20 protein-coding genes are annotated in these 14,021 nt (G+C 66.9%); 2 read left to right on the forward strand and 18 right to left on the reverse strand.

Features of this window, described 5'->3' with window-relative positions:
• Positions 1 to 134 precede the first annotated feature (134 nt).
• Both CWS50_RS09090 and CWS50_RS09095 read left to right on the forward strand, forming a co-directional pair.
• Positions 135 to 1,709: a Re/Si-specific NAD(P)(+) transhydrogenase subunit alpha gene (locus tag CWS50_RS09090; protein ID WP_127842537.1), complete on the forward strand. Its 1,575-nt coding sequence runs from the start codon at positions 135 to 137 to the stop codon at positions 1,707 to 1,709.
• A gap of 4 nt (positions 1,710 to 1,713) precedes the next feature.
• Positions 1,714 to 3,198, forward strand: coding sequence for an NAD(P)(+) transhydrogenase (Re/Si-specific) subunit beta (locus CWS50_RS09095; protein WP_127842538.1), 1,485 nt, complete (start codon positions 1,714 to 1,716; stop codon positions 3,196 to 3,198).
• A gap of 103 nt (positions 3,199 to 3,301) precedes the next feature.
• On the opposite strand, the gene rplQ is transcribed toward CWS50_RS09095, so the two are convergent.
• The 18 genes from rplQ to rplX form a co-directional block, all read right to left on the reverse strand.
• Positions 3,302 to 4,069, reverse strand: coding sequence for a 50S ribosomal protein L17, sunset domain variant (rplQ, locus tag CWS50_RS09100; protein WP_127842539.1), 768 nt, complete (start codon positions 4,067 to 4,069; stop codon positions 3,302 to 3,304).
• A 30-nt stretch (positions 4,070 to 4,099) separates the two neighbouring features.
• A complete protein-coding gene (locus CWS50_RS09105) occupies positions 4,100 to 5,104 on the reverse strand; it encodes a DNA-directed RNA polymerase subunit alpha (protein WP_127842540.1) in 1,005 nt (334 codons plus the stop codon).
• A gap of 231 nt (positions 5,105 to 5,335) precedes the next feature.
• A complete protein-coding gene (gene rpsK / locus CWS50_RS09110) occupies positions 5,336 to 5,737 on the reverse strand; it encodes a 30S ribosomal protein S11 (protein WP_127842541.1) in 402 nt (133 codons plus the stop codon).
• A 69-nt stretch (positions 5,738 to 5,806) separates the two neighbouring features.
• Positions 5,807 to 6,181 (reverse strand): 30S ribosomal protein S13, encoded by a 375-nt coding sequence (gene rpsM / locus CWS50_RS09115; RefSeq protein ID WP_127842542.1) that lies wholly within the window; start codon positions 6,179 to 6,181, stop codon positions 5,807 to 5,809.
• A gap of 166 nt (positions 6,182 to 6,347) precedes the next feature.
• Positions 6,348 to 6,461, reverse strand: a complete 114-nt coding sequence (gene rpmJ / locus CWS50_RS09120; RefSeq protein WP_005987264.1) for a 50S ribosomal protein L36 — start codon at positions 6,459 to 6,461, stop codon at positions 6,348 to 6,350.
• Between the two features lie 33 nt (positions 6,462 to 6,494).
• On the reverse strand, positions 6,495 to 6,716 hold the full coding sequence (gene infA, locus CWS50_RS09125; protein ID WP_003781847.1) for a translation initiation factor IF-1: 222 nt from the start codon (positions 6,714 to 6,716) through the stop codon (positions 6,495 to 6,497).
• A 304-nt stretch (positions 6,717 to 7,020) separates the two neighbouring features.
• Positions 7,021 to 7,902 carry a type I methionyl aminopeptidase gene (gene map / locus CWS50_RS09130; protein ID WP_127842543.1) on the reverse strand — a complete coding sequence of 294 codons (882 nt, stop codon included), beginning with the start codon at positions 7,900 to 7,902 and terminating at the stop codon, positions 7,021 to 7,023.
• 56 nt (positions 7,903 to 7,958) lie between these two features.
• Positions 7,959 to 8,543 carry an adenylate kinase gene (locus CWS50_RS09135; RefSeq protein ID WP_180342466.1) on the reverse strand — a complete coding sequence of 195 codons (585 nt, stop codon included), beginning with the start codon at positions 8,541 to 8,543 and terminating at the stop codon, positions 7,959 to 7,961.
• Complete coding sequence (gene secY / locus CWS50_RS09140) at positions 8,540 to 9,832, reverse strand: preprotein translocase subunit SecY (RefSeq protein ID WP_127843380.1); 1,293 nt, start codon at positions 9,830 to 9,832, stop codon at positions 8,540 to 8,542. The genes CWS50_RS09135 and secY overlap by 4 nt, the downstream gene beginning before the upstream one ends.
• Positions 9,833 to 10,011: 179 nt before the next feature.
• Positions 10,012 to 10,533: a 50S ribosomal protein L15 gene (gene rplO, locus CWS50_RS09145; protein WP_127842544.1), complete on the reverse strand. Its 522-nt coding sequence runs from the start codon at positions 10,531 to 10,533 to the stop codon at positions 10,012 to 10,014.
• Position 10,534: 1 nt separating this feature from the next.
• Positions 10,535 to 10,753, reverse strand: coding sequence for a 50S ribosomal protein L30 (rpmD, locus tag CWS50_RS09150; protein ID WP_127843381.1), 219 nt, complete (start codon positions 10,751 to 10,753; stop codon positions 10,535 to 10,537).
• Entirely contained in the window at positions 10,753 to 11,460 is a 708-nt protein-coding gene (gene rpsE, locus CWS50_RS09155) for a 30S ribosomal protein S5 (RefSeq protein ID WP_127842545.1), read from the reverse strand. Before rpsE ends, rpmD begins: the two co-directional genes overlap by 1 nt.
• Before the next feature lie 43 nt (positions 11,461 to 11,503).
• Complete coding sequence (gene rplR / locus CWS50_RS09160) at positions 11,504 to 11,884, reverse strand: 50S ribosomal protein L18 (protein WP_127842546.1); 381 nt, start codon at positions 11,882 to 11,884, stop codon at positions 11,504 to 11,506.
• 2 nt (positions 11,885 to 11,886) lie between these two features.
• On the reverse strand, positions 11,887 to 12,426 hold the full coding sequence (rplF, locus tag CWS50_RS09165) for a 50S ribosomal protein L6 (RefSeq protein ID WP_127842547.1): 540 nt from the start codon (positions 12,424 to 12,426) through the stop codon (positions 11,887 to 11,889).
• Between the two features lie 21 nt (positions 12,427 to 12,447).
• Positions 12,448 to 12,846: a 30S ribosomal protein S8 gene (gene rpsH / locus CWS50_RS09170; protein WP_127842548.1), complete on the reverse strand. Its 399-nt coding sequence runs from the start codon at positions 12,844 to 12,846 to the stop codon at positions 12,448 to 12,450.
• A gap of 57 nt (positions 12,847 to 12,903) precedes the next feature.
• Complete coding sequence (locus CWS50_RS09175) at positions 12,904 to 13,089, reverse strand: type Z 30S ribosomal protein S14 (RefSeq protein WP_119837044.1); 186 nt, start codon at positions 13,087 to 13,089, stop codon at positions 12,904 to 12,906.
• Between the two features lies 1 nt (position 13,090).
• Positions 13,091 to 13,672 (reverse strand): 50S ribosomal protein L5, encoded by a 582-nt coding sequence (gene rplE, locus CWS50_RS09180; protein WP_127842549.1) that lies wholly within the window; start codon positions 13,670 to 13,672, stop codon positions 13,091 to 13,093.
• A gap of 2 nt (positions 13,673 to 13,674) precedes the next feature.
• A complete protein-coding gene (gene rplX / locus CWS50_RS09185; RefSeq protein WP_127842550.1) occupies positions 13,675 to 14,019 on the reverse strand; it encodes a 50S ribosomal protein L24 in 345 nt (114 codons plus the stop codon).
• Between the last annotated feature and the right edge of the window lie 2 nt (positions 14,020 to 14,021).

Raw genomic sequence — 14,021 nt, forward strand, 5'->3', positions numbered from 1 at the left:
CAGGGACGTCACTCGGCACGCCTGAGCAGCTCGTCTCCTCTTGTCAGTGGTGTCATGTATCCCTATGATCCTCCCACGGTCCACAGACCCTCCCCACGCAGCGGCTCGGGACCGGGCGCAAAGGAGTGTGACACGTGCGTACTGGAATTCCCTGTGAGAGGCCAGGTCAGGCCCTTGTTGCCGCGACACCGCAGACAGTGTCGCGGCTGGTCCGCCTCGGCTACGAGGTGTGCGTCCAACGCGGCGCCGGGCAGGCCGCCAGCTTCCCTGACAGCGCCTACGAGGAGGTCGGCGCCCAGGTCACCGACGAGGCCCAGGTGTGGGGCTGCGAGGTGGTGCTGGGGGTGGACGCCCCTGACGAGGAGCACCTGGCGCTCATGAGCCCGGGGGCGGCCTACGTGGGACGTCTTGCTCCCGCACGCAGCCCCGAGCTCGTCGAGGCCCTGCGGGCACGGGGCCTGACCGGGCTGGCCCTGGACGCGGTGCCCAGGATCTCGCGCGCGCAGGCGATGGATGTCCTGTCCTCCCAGGCCAACCTCGCTGGCTACCGTGCGGTCATCGAGGCGGCCGCCCACTTCGGCCGGGTGTTCACCGGCCAGGTCACGGCAGCAGGCAAGCTCCCGCCCGCGTCGGTCTACGTCATTGGTGCCGGGGTGGCCGGGCTGGCTGCGATCGGGACCGCCTCCTCCCTGGGGGCTCAGGTGCGCGGCACCGACGTGCGCCCTGAGGTTGAGGACCAGGTGCGGTCCATGGGTGCGACCTTCGTCCCCGTCCCCTCCGCACCCGGGCACCAGGAGGCCTCCAGCGACGGCTACGCCAGGCAGATGAGCGCCGAGCAGGCAGAGCTGGCTGCAGCCCTGTACGCCAAGGAGGCAGCCGAGGCCGATATCGTCATCACCACCGCAAGCGTCCCTGGGCGACAGGCGCCGGTGCTGCTGACCCGGGCCGCCCTGGAGGGCATGCGCCCAGGATCGGTCGTGGTGGACATGGCTGCCGCCAACGGTGGCAACACCGAGCTGACGGCTCCCTCCGAGGTGGTCGTCACCGACGGCGGCGTCACCATCGTGGGCTACACGGACCTGGCTGGACGGCTTCCCACCCAGGCCTCCCAGCTCTATGGGCAGAACCTGGTCAACCTGCTCACGCTCATGACCCCGGCCAAGGACGGCGTGCTGACGCTGGACCTGGAGGACCAGGTGGTACGAGGCATCACCGTCACCCACGCGGGCGAGGTCCTGTGGCCCCCGCCCGCTGTGACCGTGTCTGCTGCCCCTGCCGCCGGGGCAGGCACCGCGCCACCAGGTACCGAGGCGCCTGACACCTCAGCAGCGGCACAGGAGGCGGCACAGCGCCGGGCCAGGAGCGCCGCCCGTGCCCGCAGAGCGGGCCTGGCGGCTGCGGCGCTGACCCTGGCGGCACTGGTCCTGGTCACGCCCGTGGCGGCGGCGAGCCACTACATCGTGCTCATGCTGGCGGTGGTCCTGGGCTTCTACGTCATCTCCAACGTCACCCCGGCCCTGCACACCCCACTCATGTCCGTGACCAACGCGATCTCCGGCATCATCCTGCTGGGGGCGATCTCGCAGGTCGGTAACGACGACTTCCTGGTCAGCGCCGTGAGCCTCCTGGCAATCGTCCTGGCCTCTGTCAACGTCTTCGGCGGCTTCGCGGTGACCCACCGCATGCTTGCCATGTTCAGGAAGGACTGAGGCAATGCCGTCCGCACCGTCCGTGCTGCTACCTGCCCTGTCGGCTCCCGCGTCCACCGCCCCCGGCACCTCGGCTGGCCTGCCCTCCCCGGTGACCCTCACCTACATAGCCGCCGCGCTCCTGTTCATCCTGGCTGCCGCCGGGCTGTCCCGGCACGAGACCTCGACCCGGGGCAACGTCGCCGGCGCCCTGGGCATGGCTGTGGCCGTGGCCGCCGGAACGGCCCTGGCCTTGACCTCGGACCCGGGACAGGGGGTGGTGACCACAGCGGTCCTGATCGCCCTGGCACTTGCTGTCGGCGCTGTCATCGGGATGGTCCTGGCCAGGCGTGTGGCCATGACCGGTATGCCCCAGCTGGTGGCCGTCCTCAACGGCCTGGTCGGGCTGGCCGCCGTGCTCGTGGGATACGGCTCCTACGTCGCTCCGGACACCCTGGCGGCCACGCTCGGCGTGTTCCACCGCGGTGAGGTCTTCCTGGGGGTGTTCGTGGGTGCGGTGACCTTCACCGGCTCAGTGCTGGCCGCGCTCAAGCTCTCCGGTCGCGTGCCGGGCCGTCCCCTCGCCCTGCCTGGGCGCAACTGGCTCAACTTGGCTGCGCTGCTGGTGTCCCTGGGCCTCATGGTGGCCTTCATGGCCCTGCCCGAGCACTCCCCTGCCGCTTGGGCCTGCCTGGCGGCGATGACGGTCATCGCCCTGGCCCTGGGAGTGCACCTGGTTGTCGCCATCGGCGGCGGCGACATGCCTGTCGTGGTGTCCATCATGAACTCCTACTCAGGGTGGGCCTCCGCCTTCACGGGCTTCCTGGTCAACAACGACCTGCTGATCATCACCGGCGCCCTCGTCGGCTCCTCGGGAGCCTACCTGTCCTACCTCATGTGCCAGGCGATGAACCGCTCCTTCGTCTCCGTGCTGCTGGGAGGCTTTGGCACCGAGGGAGTCACGGCCGAGGTCGGCACTGCCGAGGGGACCATCGACGAGATCGACGCCATGGCCACTGCCCGGCTCCTGCAGGGGGCCCGGCGGGTGGTCATCACTCCCGGGTACGGCATGGCTGTGGCCCAGGCGCAGTACCCGGTCGCCACCCTCACAGCGATGCTGCGCAATGAGGGTGTCGAGGTCGTCTTCGGCATCCACCCGGTGGCTGGCCGCCTCCCCGGCCACATGAACGTGCTCCTGGCCGAAGCCAAGGTCCCCTACGACATCGTCCTGGAGATGGACGAGGTCAACGACGACCTGGAGGACGTGGACGTCGTCCTGGTCATCGGGGCCAACGACACCGTCAACCCGGCTGCGGACGAGCCTGGCTCACCTATCGCGGGCATGCCGGTCCTGCGGGTGTGGGAGGCCGGGCGTGTCATCGTCTTCAAGCGCTCCATGGCCACCGGCTACGCGGGGGTCCAGAACCCCCTGTTCTTCAGGGACAACACCTCCATGCTGTTTGGCGATGCCAAGAGCACTGTCGAGGACATCATTCGCGCGCTGGAGTAGAGGCGCGATACGAGCGAGATATACGAGTGCGGGGTACGCGCCGCGACCGTCGGGAGGTCGTGGCGCGTACCCCGCACTCGTATCTCGGCGCAGCTCGTGGCTCTTAGGCCTCCTCGGCCACCTTCTGGGCTGCCACACCACCAGCGGGAGAGAATCCTGCGGCCTGCGCAGCCTCTGCCGAGGTGAACCACACCTCGGCCACGGTGGCGTCATACCAGCGCGAGCCGGGCACGTGGTACTTCATGGAGTCCTCGTTCCCCTTGACCTGGTGGTCAGCGTCAGGGGCCTCGGTGGACCCCTCCGTCAGCCGGACGGAGCCCGTGTAGTCCTTCTTCTCGGGCTTCTCGGACTCGCTGCCAGCCTGCGAGGACCCCGCGTCAGTCTCCACATCCTGCTCCGGGGCGTCATCCGCCTTGGTGGCTGCAGTGGTCGCGGCCGCAGCCTCCTCGGCAGCCCGGGTCGCTGCCCGCTTGGCCGTGGCCACGGCATCGGCAACCACCTCCTTGCGCGCCACCGGCTCCAGCACCAGGGAGATAACCGCCATCGGTGCGTTGTCACCCTTACGAGGCGTGGTCTTGACGATACGGGTGTAGCCGCCGTCGCGTCCCTCAAGCTGAGGAGCAAGCACCTCAAAGAGACGGTAGACGGCAAACTTGTCCGTCACCTTCTTCATCACGGTACGACGAGCGTGCAGGTCACCACGCTTACCTTTGGTGATCAGCTTCTCGACATAGGGGCGTAGGCGGCGGGCACGAGCCTCAGTGGTCTTGATGGACTCGTGAACGATCAGCTGCGTGGCGAGGTTGGCCAGCATGTGGCGCTCGTGCTGGGCGCTACCGCCCAGGCGGGGGCCCTTGGTGGGGCGAGGCATGGTTGTCTCCTAGGTGAATGACGAGTGGCCTCAGGCCTGCTGCTCGTCGCTGAACGTGGGGTTGGCGGTGTAGTCGTCGTCGGAGACGTAGTCGACCGGCGAGCCCTTGAGGGACAGCCCCAGCTCGGCCAACTTGTCCTTGATCTCCGAGATGGACTTCGCACCGAAGTTACGAATGTCAAGCAGGTCAGCCTCGCTGCGTGACACGAGCTCACCAACCGTGTGGATGCCCTCCCGCTTGAGGGCGTTGGAAGAGCGGGCCTGCAGGTCCAGCTCGTCAATCATGAGCGCCAGGTCCTGCTGGAAGGCCTCGTCAACCGGCGACGGGCCAACCTCGATCCCCTCCGCCTCGACGTTGAGCTCACGGGCCAGGCCGAAGAGCTCAACCAGCGTCTTGCCTGCGGAGGCCAGGGCGTCTCGCGGGGTCATTGAGGCCTTGGTCTCCACGTCCACAATCAGCCGGTCAAAGTCCGTGCGCTGCTCCACACGGGTGGCCTCGACCTCGTAGGAGACCTTCCTGACCGGGGAGTAGATGGAGTCCACCGGGATACGGGAGATCTCGGCGTTGGGGTCCTTGTTCTGGTTGGCGGAGACGTAGCCACGGCCGCGCTCGACGGTCAGCTCGATCTCCAGCTTGCCCTTCTCGTTGAGGACGGCGATGACCAGCTCGGGGTTGTGGATCTCGACCCCGGCCGGAGGCGTGATGTCACCAGCCACGACGGCACCCGGACCTGACTTGCGCAGGTACATCACAACCGGCTCGTCGTTCTCCGAGGACAGGACGATCTCCTTGATGTTCAGGATGATCTGGGCGACGTCCTCCTTGACGCCCGCGATGGTCCGGAACTCGTGGGGCACCCCGTCAATGCGTACGGAGGTGACAGCCGCTCCCGGGATGGAGGACAGCAGCGTACGCCGCAGGGAGTTGCCGAGCGTGTAGCCGAATCCCGGCTCAAGAGGTTCGAGCACGAACCGCGACCGGCGGTTCTCCTCGACGACCTCCTCGGTCAGCGTGGGTCGTTGTGCGATGAGCACGTGATTTCCTTTCGTCGCGGCGCCCGCTATATGACGCCGTTCCTGATCAGGTTGGACGGCCAGTCAGGAGGCTGTGCCGACCCTGGCGCTCCGCCGACACCCGGCAGGAGGCGAGGGCCGCAGCGGCTCCCAGGATGCCTCCCAGAACACTGAGGGCAGGGGATGCCTCCCAGAACACTGAGGGCAGGCACCCGCAGAGGCTGCCGCGTCCCAATGAGGTCCCAATGAGGCTCAGACGCGGCGGCGCTTCGGCGGGCGGCAGCCGTTGTGCGCCTGGGGAGTGACATCGGTGATCGGGCCGATGTCCAGGCCGGCTGCCTGCAGCGAGCGGATAGCAGTCTCACGGCCGGGGCCTGGTCCCTTGACGAAGACGTCGACCTTCTTCATCCCGTGCTCCTGGGCGCGCCGTGCGGCAGCCTCGGCAGCCAGCTGGGCGGCGTAGGGGGTCGACTTGCGCGAGCCCTTGAAACCGACCTGCCCCGAGGAGCACCAGGCGATGACAGCGCCCTGAGGATCCGTCAGGGAGACGATGGTGTTGTTAAACGTGGACTTGATGTAGGCGTGGCCGTGGGTGACGTTCTTACGGTCCTTGCGGCGCGTCTTACGCGCGGCTGCGCGGGTCTTGGGAGGCATTCTTCCTTCTTTGTGGTGAGATCGTCCTACGCGGCGGGCGCCTGCCCGCACAGCGTCTGCTTACCTGTGTTACTTGGCCTTCTTCTTGCCGGCCACCGTGCGCTTGGGGCCCTTGCGGGTACGCGCGTTGGTCTTGGTGCGCTGGCCATGCACCGGCAGGTGCCGACGGTGACGCAGGCCCTGGTAGCAGCCGATCTCGATCTTGCGACGGATGTCCGCCTGCACCTCACGCCGCAGGTCACCCTCCACCTGGTAGGTGGAGTCGATGTGCGTCCGCAGGGCGACGAGCTCGTTCTCGGTCAGGTCCTTGACGCGGGTGTGGGGGCTGACCCCTGTTGCCGCCAGGGTCTCGACCGCACGAGTGCGCCCGATCCCAAAGATGTAGGTCAGTGCGACCTCCACACGCTTGTCGCGAGGCAGGTCAACACCAGAAATGCGTGCCACGATGTGGTTCTCCTGTGTGCTCCCGGAGGTCGTCACCCGCCTCCTCCGCCCCGTGGGGCGGCCCCGGCCTCCGAGAACCGGGGGTTGCGGTCCCGCTGCCTGGCGGGACTGGCTGGGACGGGTGCCTTGTGTGGTGGCCAGTGGCCACGCGGTGCGCGGGCTGGACTCAGCCCTGACGCTGCTTGTGTCGCGGGTTCTCGCAGATGACCATGACACGGCCGTGGCGACGAATCACCTTGCAGTTGTCACAGATCTTCTTGACGCTCGGCTTGACCTTCATGCTGCTCCTCCGTCGGCTGCGCTGAGCCGACTCTCACTTGTAGCGGTAGACGATGCGACCACGGGACAGGTCGTACGGGCTGAGCTCGACGACCACCCGGTCCTCGGGAAGGATACGAATGTAGTGCTGTCGCATCTTTCCGGAGATGTGCGCGAGTACCACGTGCCCGTTGCTCAGCTCAACCCGGAACATCGCGTTCGGAAGGGCCTCGACGACCGATCCCTCGACCTCGATGACTCCGTCCTTCTTAGCCATGTCCCTCCAACGGTGGTTATTCGCTCGAACGTGCCTGACGACGAGCGCCGCCCGGCGGACACCACTGCCGACACAGACGCTGGGCCCCACGGCACCAGTCGCTGGAAAGCAGGGCGCATGGACAGCAAGGATCGACGGACAGGTGTCCAGCAGCAAACTCTACGGCAGGAACACCATCGTCTACCATGCCATGACGGCCACGTCCTCGGTGTTTCCGAACACACCGCCGTCTGCGGTCTGCCGCCGACTCGACCAGGGCTGGTCCCGACGTGCACCGTCCCCGGCGGTGTGCCAGGACCGCACGTCAGGCCAGCACCACCGGAGCCAGGCCAAAAGGCTCCAGCCCCTGCGCTCCCCCGTCGGGCGCGGTCAGGACCCACACCCCTGCGGGGAGGACCGCGACCGTGTGCTCCCACTGTGCGGCACGCGACCCGTCACAGGTGACGACAGTCCACCCGTCGTCGAGCTCACGCACCTGCGGCTGCCCGGCAGTCAGCATCGGCTCGATAGCCAGGACCATCCCGGGCCTCAGCCTGGGGCCCCGTCGGCTCACCGAGTAGTTGAGCACGTCGGGTGGCATGTGCATCTGCGTACCGATACCGTGGCCCACGTAGTCCCGCAGAATCCCCAGCCGGTGCCCGTGATTCTCAGCGACTTGCTCCACCACGCCCTCGACGGCGTCACCGACCACGTTGAGCCTGCCCCGGCGAACGGAGGCGCCGCCCTGGACGGCGGTTGCGACGGCGGCCACGGCTGCCCACAGGGCTTCATGGGTTGTGGTGTCCAAGAGGTCGTCAAGAGGGTCCCGGTAGGTACCCCCGACGACAGTCGTGAACGCGGCGTCACCGTGCCACTGGGTCCCCTCCCTGTCCACGACGTAGGCGCCGCAGTCAAAGGTGACCAGGTCCCCGGCTCGCAGCCTACGCGTCCCGGGGATCCCGTGCACTACCTCCTCGTTGACGGATACGCACACAGTGGCTGGGTACCCGTGGTAGCCCAGGAAGTTGGACCTGGCACCACAGCGGCTGATGACCTCGGCAGCCACCGCGTCCAGCTCTGCAGTGGTGACCCCGGGCGCCACGGCCTCCCGCAGAGCAGCGTGCATCTGCGCCACCACCAGCCCGGCACGACGCATGTGCCGGACCTGGTCAGGAGTCTTGAGCTGGATCCGCTCCCGCGAGAACACGCCACATTCCTTTCTGTCCAGACAGCCACCCAGGCACTACCCGGCCGCAGCCGGTCCTAGCGGACCAGGCCGTGCCGGGACAGTGCCGCGAGAATACGCTGCGTGACCTCCTCGACATCACCCATGCCGTCCACGCTGACCAGCAGGCCCCGACGCGTGTAGAGGTCCACCAGCGGCGCCGTGGCCTCGGCATAGACCTCCAACCTGTGCCGGATGACCGGCTCGGTGTCGTCCGCCCGACCCTGCTCACCAGCACGCCTCAGCAGACGCTCGACAACGGCCTCTTCCTGGGCAGTAATCTCCAGAACCAGGTCCACACAGGTCCCGGAGGAGGCGAGCATCTTGTCCAGGGCCGCGACCTGAGCCTGCGTACGCGGGTAGCCGTCCAGCAGGAACCCCTCACGGCAGTCATCCTGGCTGATCCGGTCAGCCACCATCGCGTTGGTCACTGAGTCCGGTACGTACTCACCGCGGTCGACGTAGCCCTGTGCCCGGATCCCCAGCTCGGTCCCCTGGGCCACGTTGGCACGGAAGATGTCCCCGGTGGAGATCGCCGGGACACCCAGGTGCTCAGCGACGCGAGCAGCCTGGGTCCCTTTTCCCGCACCGGGAGGACCGAGAAGAACCATGCGTGCACTCATGACAGGAACCCTTCGTAGTGGCGCTGCTGGAGCTGGGAGTTGATCTCCTTGACGGTCTGGAGACCCACTCCCACCATAATAAGGATGGTGGTGCCTCCGAAGGGCAGGGTCTGGGCCAGCCCCAGCCAGATCACCGCGACAGTCGGAAGCAGGGCAAGAAGGACGAGGTAGATGGCACCCGCTGTGGTGACGCGGTTGATGACGTAGGTCAGGTAGCGCACCGTGGGCTCCCCGGCACGAATCCCCGGGATGAACCCGCCGTAGCGCTTCATGTTGTCCGCAGTCTCCTCGGGGTTGAAGGTGATCGCGGTGTAGAAGAAGGCGAAGCACAGGATAAGGACGGCGTAGGCACTCAGGTACAGGGGGTGGGTCTGCTGGAGGTTGTTCATGATCCAGATGACCCACCCGTCGGTCTGGCGGCCGAACCCGGCGATCAGCTGGGGCATGGCCAGGATCGAGGAGGCGAAGATGACCGGGATGACTCCGGCGGTGTTGATCTTGACCGGGATGTAGGTGGTGGAGCCCCCGTACTGGCGACGGCCGATCATCCGCTTGGCGTACTGGACGGGGATGCGCCGCTGCGCCTGCTCCACGAAGATCACGGCCAACGTGGCCACCAGGACCACCGCCACCACGATGAGGAATCGTGACAGGCCGTTGTTGCCGCCGGCGATCGAGATCATGTTGGCCGGGAACTGGGCGACGATGGAGGTAAAGATCAGCAGGGACATGCCGTTGCCGATACCGCGCTCGGTAATGAGCTCGCCCAGCCACATGATGAGGCCGGTCCCCGCCGTCATGGTGACGACCATGAGAGCCAGGGTGACGAACGAGGCGTCAGGAACGACGTCGACGGAGCAGCCCACGAACAGCTGGCCGGTGGCCGCTGTCGACACGATGGTGGCCGACTGCAGCAGGCCCAGGCCAATAGTGAGGTAGCGGGTGTACTCCGTCAGCTTGGCGGTACCGGCCTGACCTTCCTTGTGAAGCTCCTCGAACCGGGGGATGACCACACGCAGCAGCTGGATAATGATCGACGCAGTGATGTACGGCATGATGCCCAGGGCAAAGACACTCAGCTGGAGCAGCGCCCCGCCGGAGAAGATGTTGATCAGGCTGAGCAGGCCCTGTCCCTCAGCCTCTCCCACGCAGACCTGGACGTTGGCCATGTCCACGCCCGGGGCAGGCACTGTCGACCCGAGGCGGAACAGAGCCATGATGCCCAGGGTAAAAAGGAGCTTGGCCCTGAGGTCGGGCGTCCGGAACGCCTGGATGAACGCGCTGAGCACTCGATCTCCTGTGTACTCGGTAGTGTGGTCGGTCATGTGGTCACGGCTCCACCCGCAGAGCGGGTAAGAGGCCGGGTGTGCGGCCCAGGTCAGACTACCGTTGACGGAGCCCGGCCTCCAGGGTGCTCCTGGAGGCCGGGCTCCGTCCCGCAGTCGTCATGGACAGACTAGCGCGCCACTCACCGGGCGCTGATGGACCCGCCTGCGGCCTCGATCTTCTCCTTGGCGGAACCGGACCAGGCATCCGCCGTGACCGTGAGAGCCACAGTCACGTCGCCGCCTCCGAGAACCTTGACCAGGTGGCCCTTGCGCACCGCGCCGGCAGCAACCAGGTCCTCCACAGTCACCGTGCCGCCAGCAGGGAAGAGCTCGGCGATACGTCCCACGTTGACCGGCTGGTACTCCACCCGGTTGGGGCTGCGGAACCCACGAAGCTTGGGCAGCCGCATGTGCAGGGGCATCTGACCGCCCTCGAAACCAGGACGGACCTGGTAGCGGGCCTTGGTGCCCTTGGTCCCGCGTCCGGCGGTCTTGCCCTTGGAGCCCTCACCACGACCCACACGGGTCCTGGCCTTCCTGGAGCCCGCCGCAGGCCGCAGGTGGTGCAGCCGCACGACCCGGGTCCCACCTGGTGCCTGCGCCCGAGGACCGCCCTCAGCGTCCTTCTGCGTGTCCCTCTGTGTCTTCCTGGACTCAGCCATCTCAGACCTCCTCAACGGTAACCAGGTGGCGCACCGTGGCAATCAAGCCCCGCACGGAGGGAGAGTCCTCCCGCACGACGCTCTGACGGATCCTGCGCAGCCCCAGGGTGCGCAGAGAGGCACGCTGGCGGTGGGTGCCGCCGATGCCAGAACGGACCTGCGTGACCCTGAGCCGTCTGGCACCGTGCTCACTGCTCTGCCTTGTCGTGGTGTCAGCCATCACGCACGCACTCCTTCTACGGCCTTGTCGGCCTCCTTCTTCTCAGCCTCGGCGCGCCTGTCGGCCTCGCCCTCGGCGCGGGCCCGCAGCATCGACTGCGGGGCGACATCCTCCAGGGGCAGGCCCCGGCGGGCGGCAACACCCTCAGGCTGCTCAAGCCGCCTCAGGGCGTCCACCGTGGCGTGGACGATATTGATCGCGTTGGAGGAGCCCAGTGACTTGGACAGGACGTCGTGGACGCCGGCGCAGTCCAGGACGGCACGCACCGGACCGCCGGCGATGACGCCCGTACCCGGGGAGGCGGGACGCAGCAGCACGATACCTGCGGAGTCCTCGCCCTGGACCAGGTGTGGGATGGTACGGCGGATCATCGGCACATGGAAGAAGCTCTTCTTGGCGACCTCCACGGCCTTGGCGATCGCGGCAGGCACCTCCTTGGCCTTGCCGTAGCCCACACCCACGGTCCCCTCTCCGTCACCGACGACAACCAGGGCGGTGAAGGTGAAGCGACGGCCACCCTTGACGACCTTGGAGACACGGTTGATCGAGACGACACGCTCGATGTACCTGTCGTCGTTGCTCCGGCCACGGTCCCGACGGTCGCTACCACGGTCACGGCGGCCGCGGCCCTCGCCCCGGCGCTCCTCGTTCTCACGCTGGGTCGAGCCGTCGGACGACGCGGACCCGTCTCGCTGCGGTGCAGCCATCAGATGTTCCTCTGCTTTCTCGTCGTCTCTGTCGTCGTGGTGATCACAGCGTCAGACCTCCTTCACGGGCGCCCTCCGCGACAGCCGCCACCCGTCCGTGGTACTTGTTGCCTCCACGGTCAAACACGACAGCGTCGATGCCCAGTGCCCTGGCCCGCTGCGCCACAAGCTCGCCGACCTTGCGGGCCGCACCGACCTTGTGCCCCTCGACACCCTTGGCTGCCTGCTCCAGGGTCGAGGCTGCGCACAGCGTGTGGCCGATCGTGTCGTCGACGACCTGGGCCACCATGTGCCGGTTGGAGCGGGTCACCACCAGGCGGGGACGCTCGGGCGTGCCGCTGACCCGCTTGCGCACGCGCTGGTGGCGGATCTTGCGGGCCACGGCCCTGGGGTTCCCCTTGCCCCTCTTGATCGAGTAAGCCATGGTCACTTACCAGCCTTTCCGACCTTACGGCGCACGTTCTCACCCGCGTAGCGCACACCCTTGCCCTTGTAAGGCTCGGGCGGACGGATCTTGCGGATGTTAGCGGCGACCTCGCCAACCTGCTCCTTGGAGATGCCGGACACCTTGATCTTGAGGTTGCCATCTACCGTGAGGGTGACTCCCTCCGGCGGCTCGACCGTCACGGTGTGGGAGAAGCCCAGCGACAGCTCGATGCCCTGCCCCTTGGCGACCACACGGTAACCGGTACCGACGATCTCAAGGTTCTTCTCGTGCCCCTGGGTCACGCCCACCACCATGTTGTTGATGAGGGTGCGCGACAGGCCGTGAAGGGAGCGGGAACGGCGCTCGTCGTCGGGACGCGTCACCAGGATGGACCCATCCTCCTGACGAGTCACGCTCAGCGGCTCGGCGACGGTCCGGGACAAGGTGCCCTTGGGGCCCGTGACCGTCACCTCGTTTCCGTCAATTGTCACATCCACCCCGGCCGGGACCGGAACGGGGAGACGTCCAATACGAGACATGGTTTTCCTCCGCTCCTTGTCTCACCAGACGTAGGCGAGGACTTCGCCGCCCACGCCCCGGGACTCAGCCTGCCGGTCGGTGAGGAGGCCGGAGGAGGTGGACAAGATCGCCACCCCGAGGCCCCCCAGGACCTTAGGCAGGTTCGTGGACTTTGCGTAGACGCGCAGGCCGGGCTTGGAGACCCGGCGCAGGCCCTGGATAGCGCGCTGGCGGTTGGCACCATACTTCAGGGTCAGCGTGAGCGTCTTGCCGACCTCGGCGTCCGTCACCTCGTAGTCAGCGATGTAGCCCTCGGACTTCAGCATCTGGGCGATGCTGACCTTGAGCTTGCTCGACGGCATGGAGACGGAGTCGTGGTGGGCGCTGTTTGCGTTACGCAGACGAGTCAGCATGTCTGCGATGGGGTCTGTCATAGTCATGAGTGGGCCTCGGCCCTTCCTCGTCGTGGTTTCCTCTCGGACCTGCGACGTAAGTTCTTACCAGCTGGACTTGCTCACGCCGGGAAGCTGGCCCGCCAAGGCCATCTCCCGCAGGCAGATACGGCACAGGCCGAACTTGCGGTACACGGAGTGCGGACGTCCGCAACGCTGGCAGCGCGTGTAGGCGCGCACGCCAAACTTGGGCTTGCGGTTGGCCTTGTTGATCAGAGCGGTCTTCGCCATGTCACTTCTCCTTGAAGGGGAAGCCGAGCTGCTTGAGCAGGGAGCGGGCCTCCTCGTCGGTCCTGGCCGTGGTCACCACGGTGATGTCCATGCCGCGCACGCGGTCAATCTTGTCCTGGTCGATCTCGTGGAACACAGACTGCTCGGTGAGACCAAAGGTGTAGTTACCGTTGCCGTCGAACTGCCTGGGGCTCAGTCCCCGGAAGTCGCGGATCCGTGGCAGGGAGATAGAGATCAGGCGATCGAGGAACTCCCACATCCGGTCCCCGCGCAACGTGGCGTGCGCCCCGATCGGCATGCCCGCCCGCAGCTTGAACTGCGCGATGGACTTGCGCGCCCTGGTGACCTGGGGCTTCTGACCGGTGATAGCGGCGAGGTCCTGCACAGCGCCCTCGATCATCTTCGCGTCGTGGGCAGCCTCACCGACACCCATGTTGACGACGACCTTGACGACGTTGCCGACCTCCATCACGTTGCCGTGCTGGAACTCCTTGAGCAGGGCAGGACGCACCTCCTGGGTGTACCGCGTCTTCAGCCGTGGGGTCATCTTCTTCTCAGCGCCCCCGTCGGTGCTGTCAGCCATGGTTACAGGTCCTCCCCGCTCTTCTTCGCGTAGCGCACGCGCACAGTACGCTTACGGCCGTTGGGACGCTCCCCCTCCTCGACACGGAAGCCGACGCGGGTGCGCTTCTTGGTCTTCGGGTCTACGAGCATGACGTTGGACATGTGGATCGGCGCCTCGACGGTCTCGATGCCGCCGGTGCGAGCCCCCTGTGCGGACTGCCCCACCTTGGTGTGCTTGGTGACGCGCTGGACACCCTCGACCACCACCCGGTCCGTGCCGCGGTGGACCTCCAGGACCCGGCCTGTCTTGCCCTTGTCCTTGCCTGCAATGACAATGACCTGGTCGCCCTTCTTGACGCGCGCCATGG

The organism is Actinomyces wuliandei (assembly GCF_004010955.1).
Taxonomy (GTDB): Bacteria; Actinomycetota; Actinomycetes; order Actinomycetales; family Actinomycetaceae; genus Actinomyces; species Actinomyces wuliandei.

Coding starts and splice junctions, on each gene's coding strand:
- CWS50_RS09095 (WP_127842538.1), top strand. CDS start 1,714: ATGCCGTCCGCACCGTCCGTGCTGCTACCTGCCCTGTCGGCTCCCGCG.
- rplQ (WP_127842539.1), bottom strand. CDS start 4,069: ATGCCTCGCCCCACCAAGGGCCCCCGCCTGGGCGGTAGCGCCCAGCAC.
- rpsK (WP_127842541.1), bottom strand. CDS start 5,737: ATGCCTCCCAAGACCCGCGCAGCCGCGCGTAAGACGCGCCGCAAGGAC.
- rpmJ (WP_005987264.1), bottom strand. CDS start 6,461: ATGAAGGTCAAGCCGAGCGTCAAGAAGATCTGTGACAACTGCAAGGTG.
- infA (WP_003781847.1), bottom strand. CDS start 6,716: ATGGCTAAGAAGGACGGAGTCATCGAGGTCGAGGGATCGGTCGTCGAG.
- CWS50_RS09135 (WP_180342466.1), bottom strand. CDS start 8,543: ATGAGTGCACGCATGGTTCTTCTCGGTCCTCCCGGTGCGGGAAAAGGG.
- rplO (WP_127842544.1), bottom strand. CDS start 10,533: ATGGCTGAGTCCAGGAAGACACAGAGGGACACGCAGAAGGACGCTGAG.
- rpmD (WP_127843381.1), bottom strand. CDS start 10,753: ATGGCTGACACCACGACAAGGCAGAGCAGTGAGCACGGTGCCAGACGG.
- rpsE (WP_127842545.1), bottom strand. CDS start 11,460: ATGGCTGCACCGCAGCGAGACGGGTCCGCGTCGTCCGACGGCTCGACC.
- rplR (WP_127842546.1), bottom strand. CDS start 11,884: ATGGCTTACTCGATCAAGAGGGGCAAGGGGAACCCCAGGGCCGTGGCC.
- rplF (WP_127842547.1), bottom strand. CDS start 12,426: ATGTCTCGTATTGGACGTCTCCCCGTTCCGGTCCCGGCCGGGGTGGAT.
- rpsH (WP_127842548.1), bottom strand. CDS start 12,846: ATGACTATGACAGACCCCATCGCAGACATGCTGACTCGTCTGCGTAAC.
- CWS50_RS09175 (WP_119837044.1), bottom strand. CDS start 13,089: ATGGCGAAGACCGCTCTGATCAACAAGGCCAACCGCAAGCCCAAGTTT.
- rplE (WP_127842549.1), bottom strand. CDS start 13,672: ATGGCTGACAGCACCGACGGGGGCGCTGAGAAGAAGATGACCCCACGG.
- rplX (WP_127842550.1), bottom strand. CDS start 14,019: ATGGCGCGCGTCAAGAAGGGCGACCAGGTCATTGTCATTGCAGGCAAG.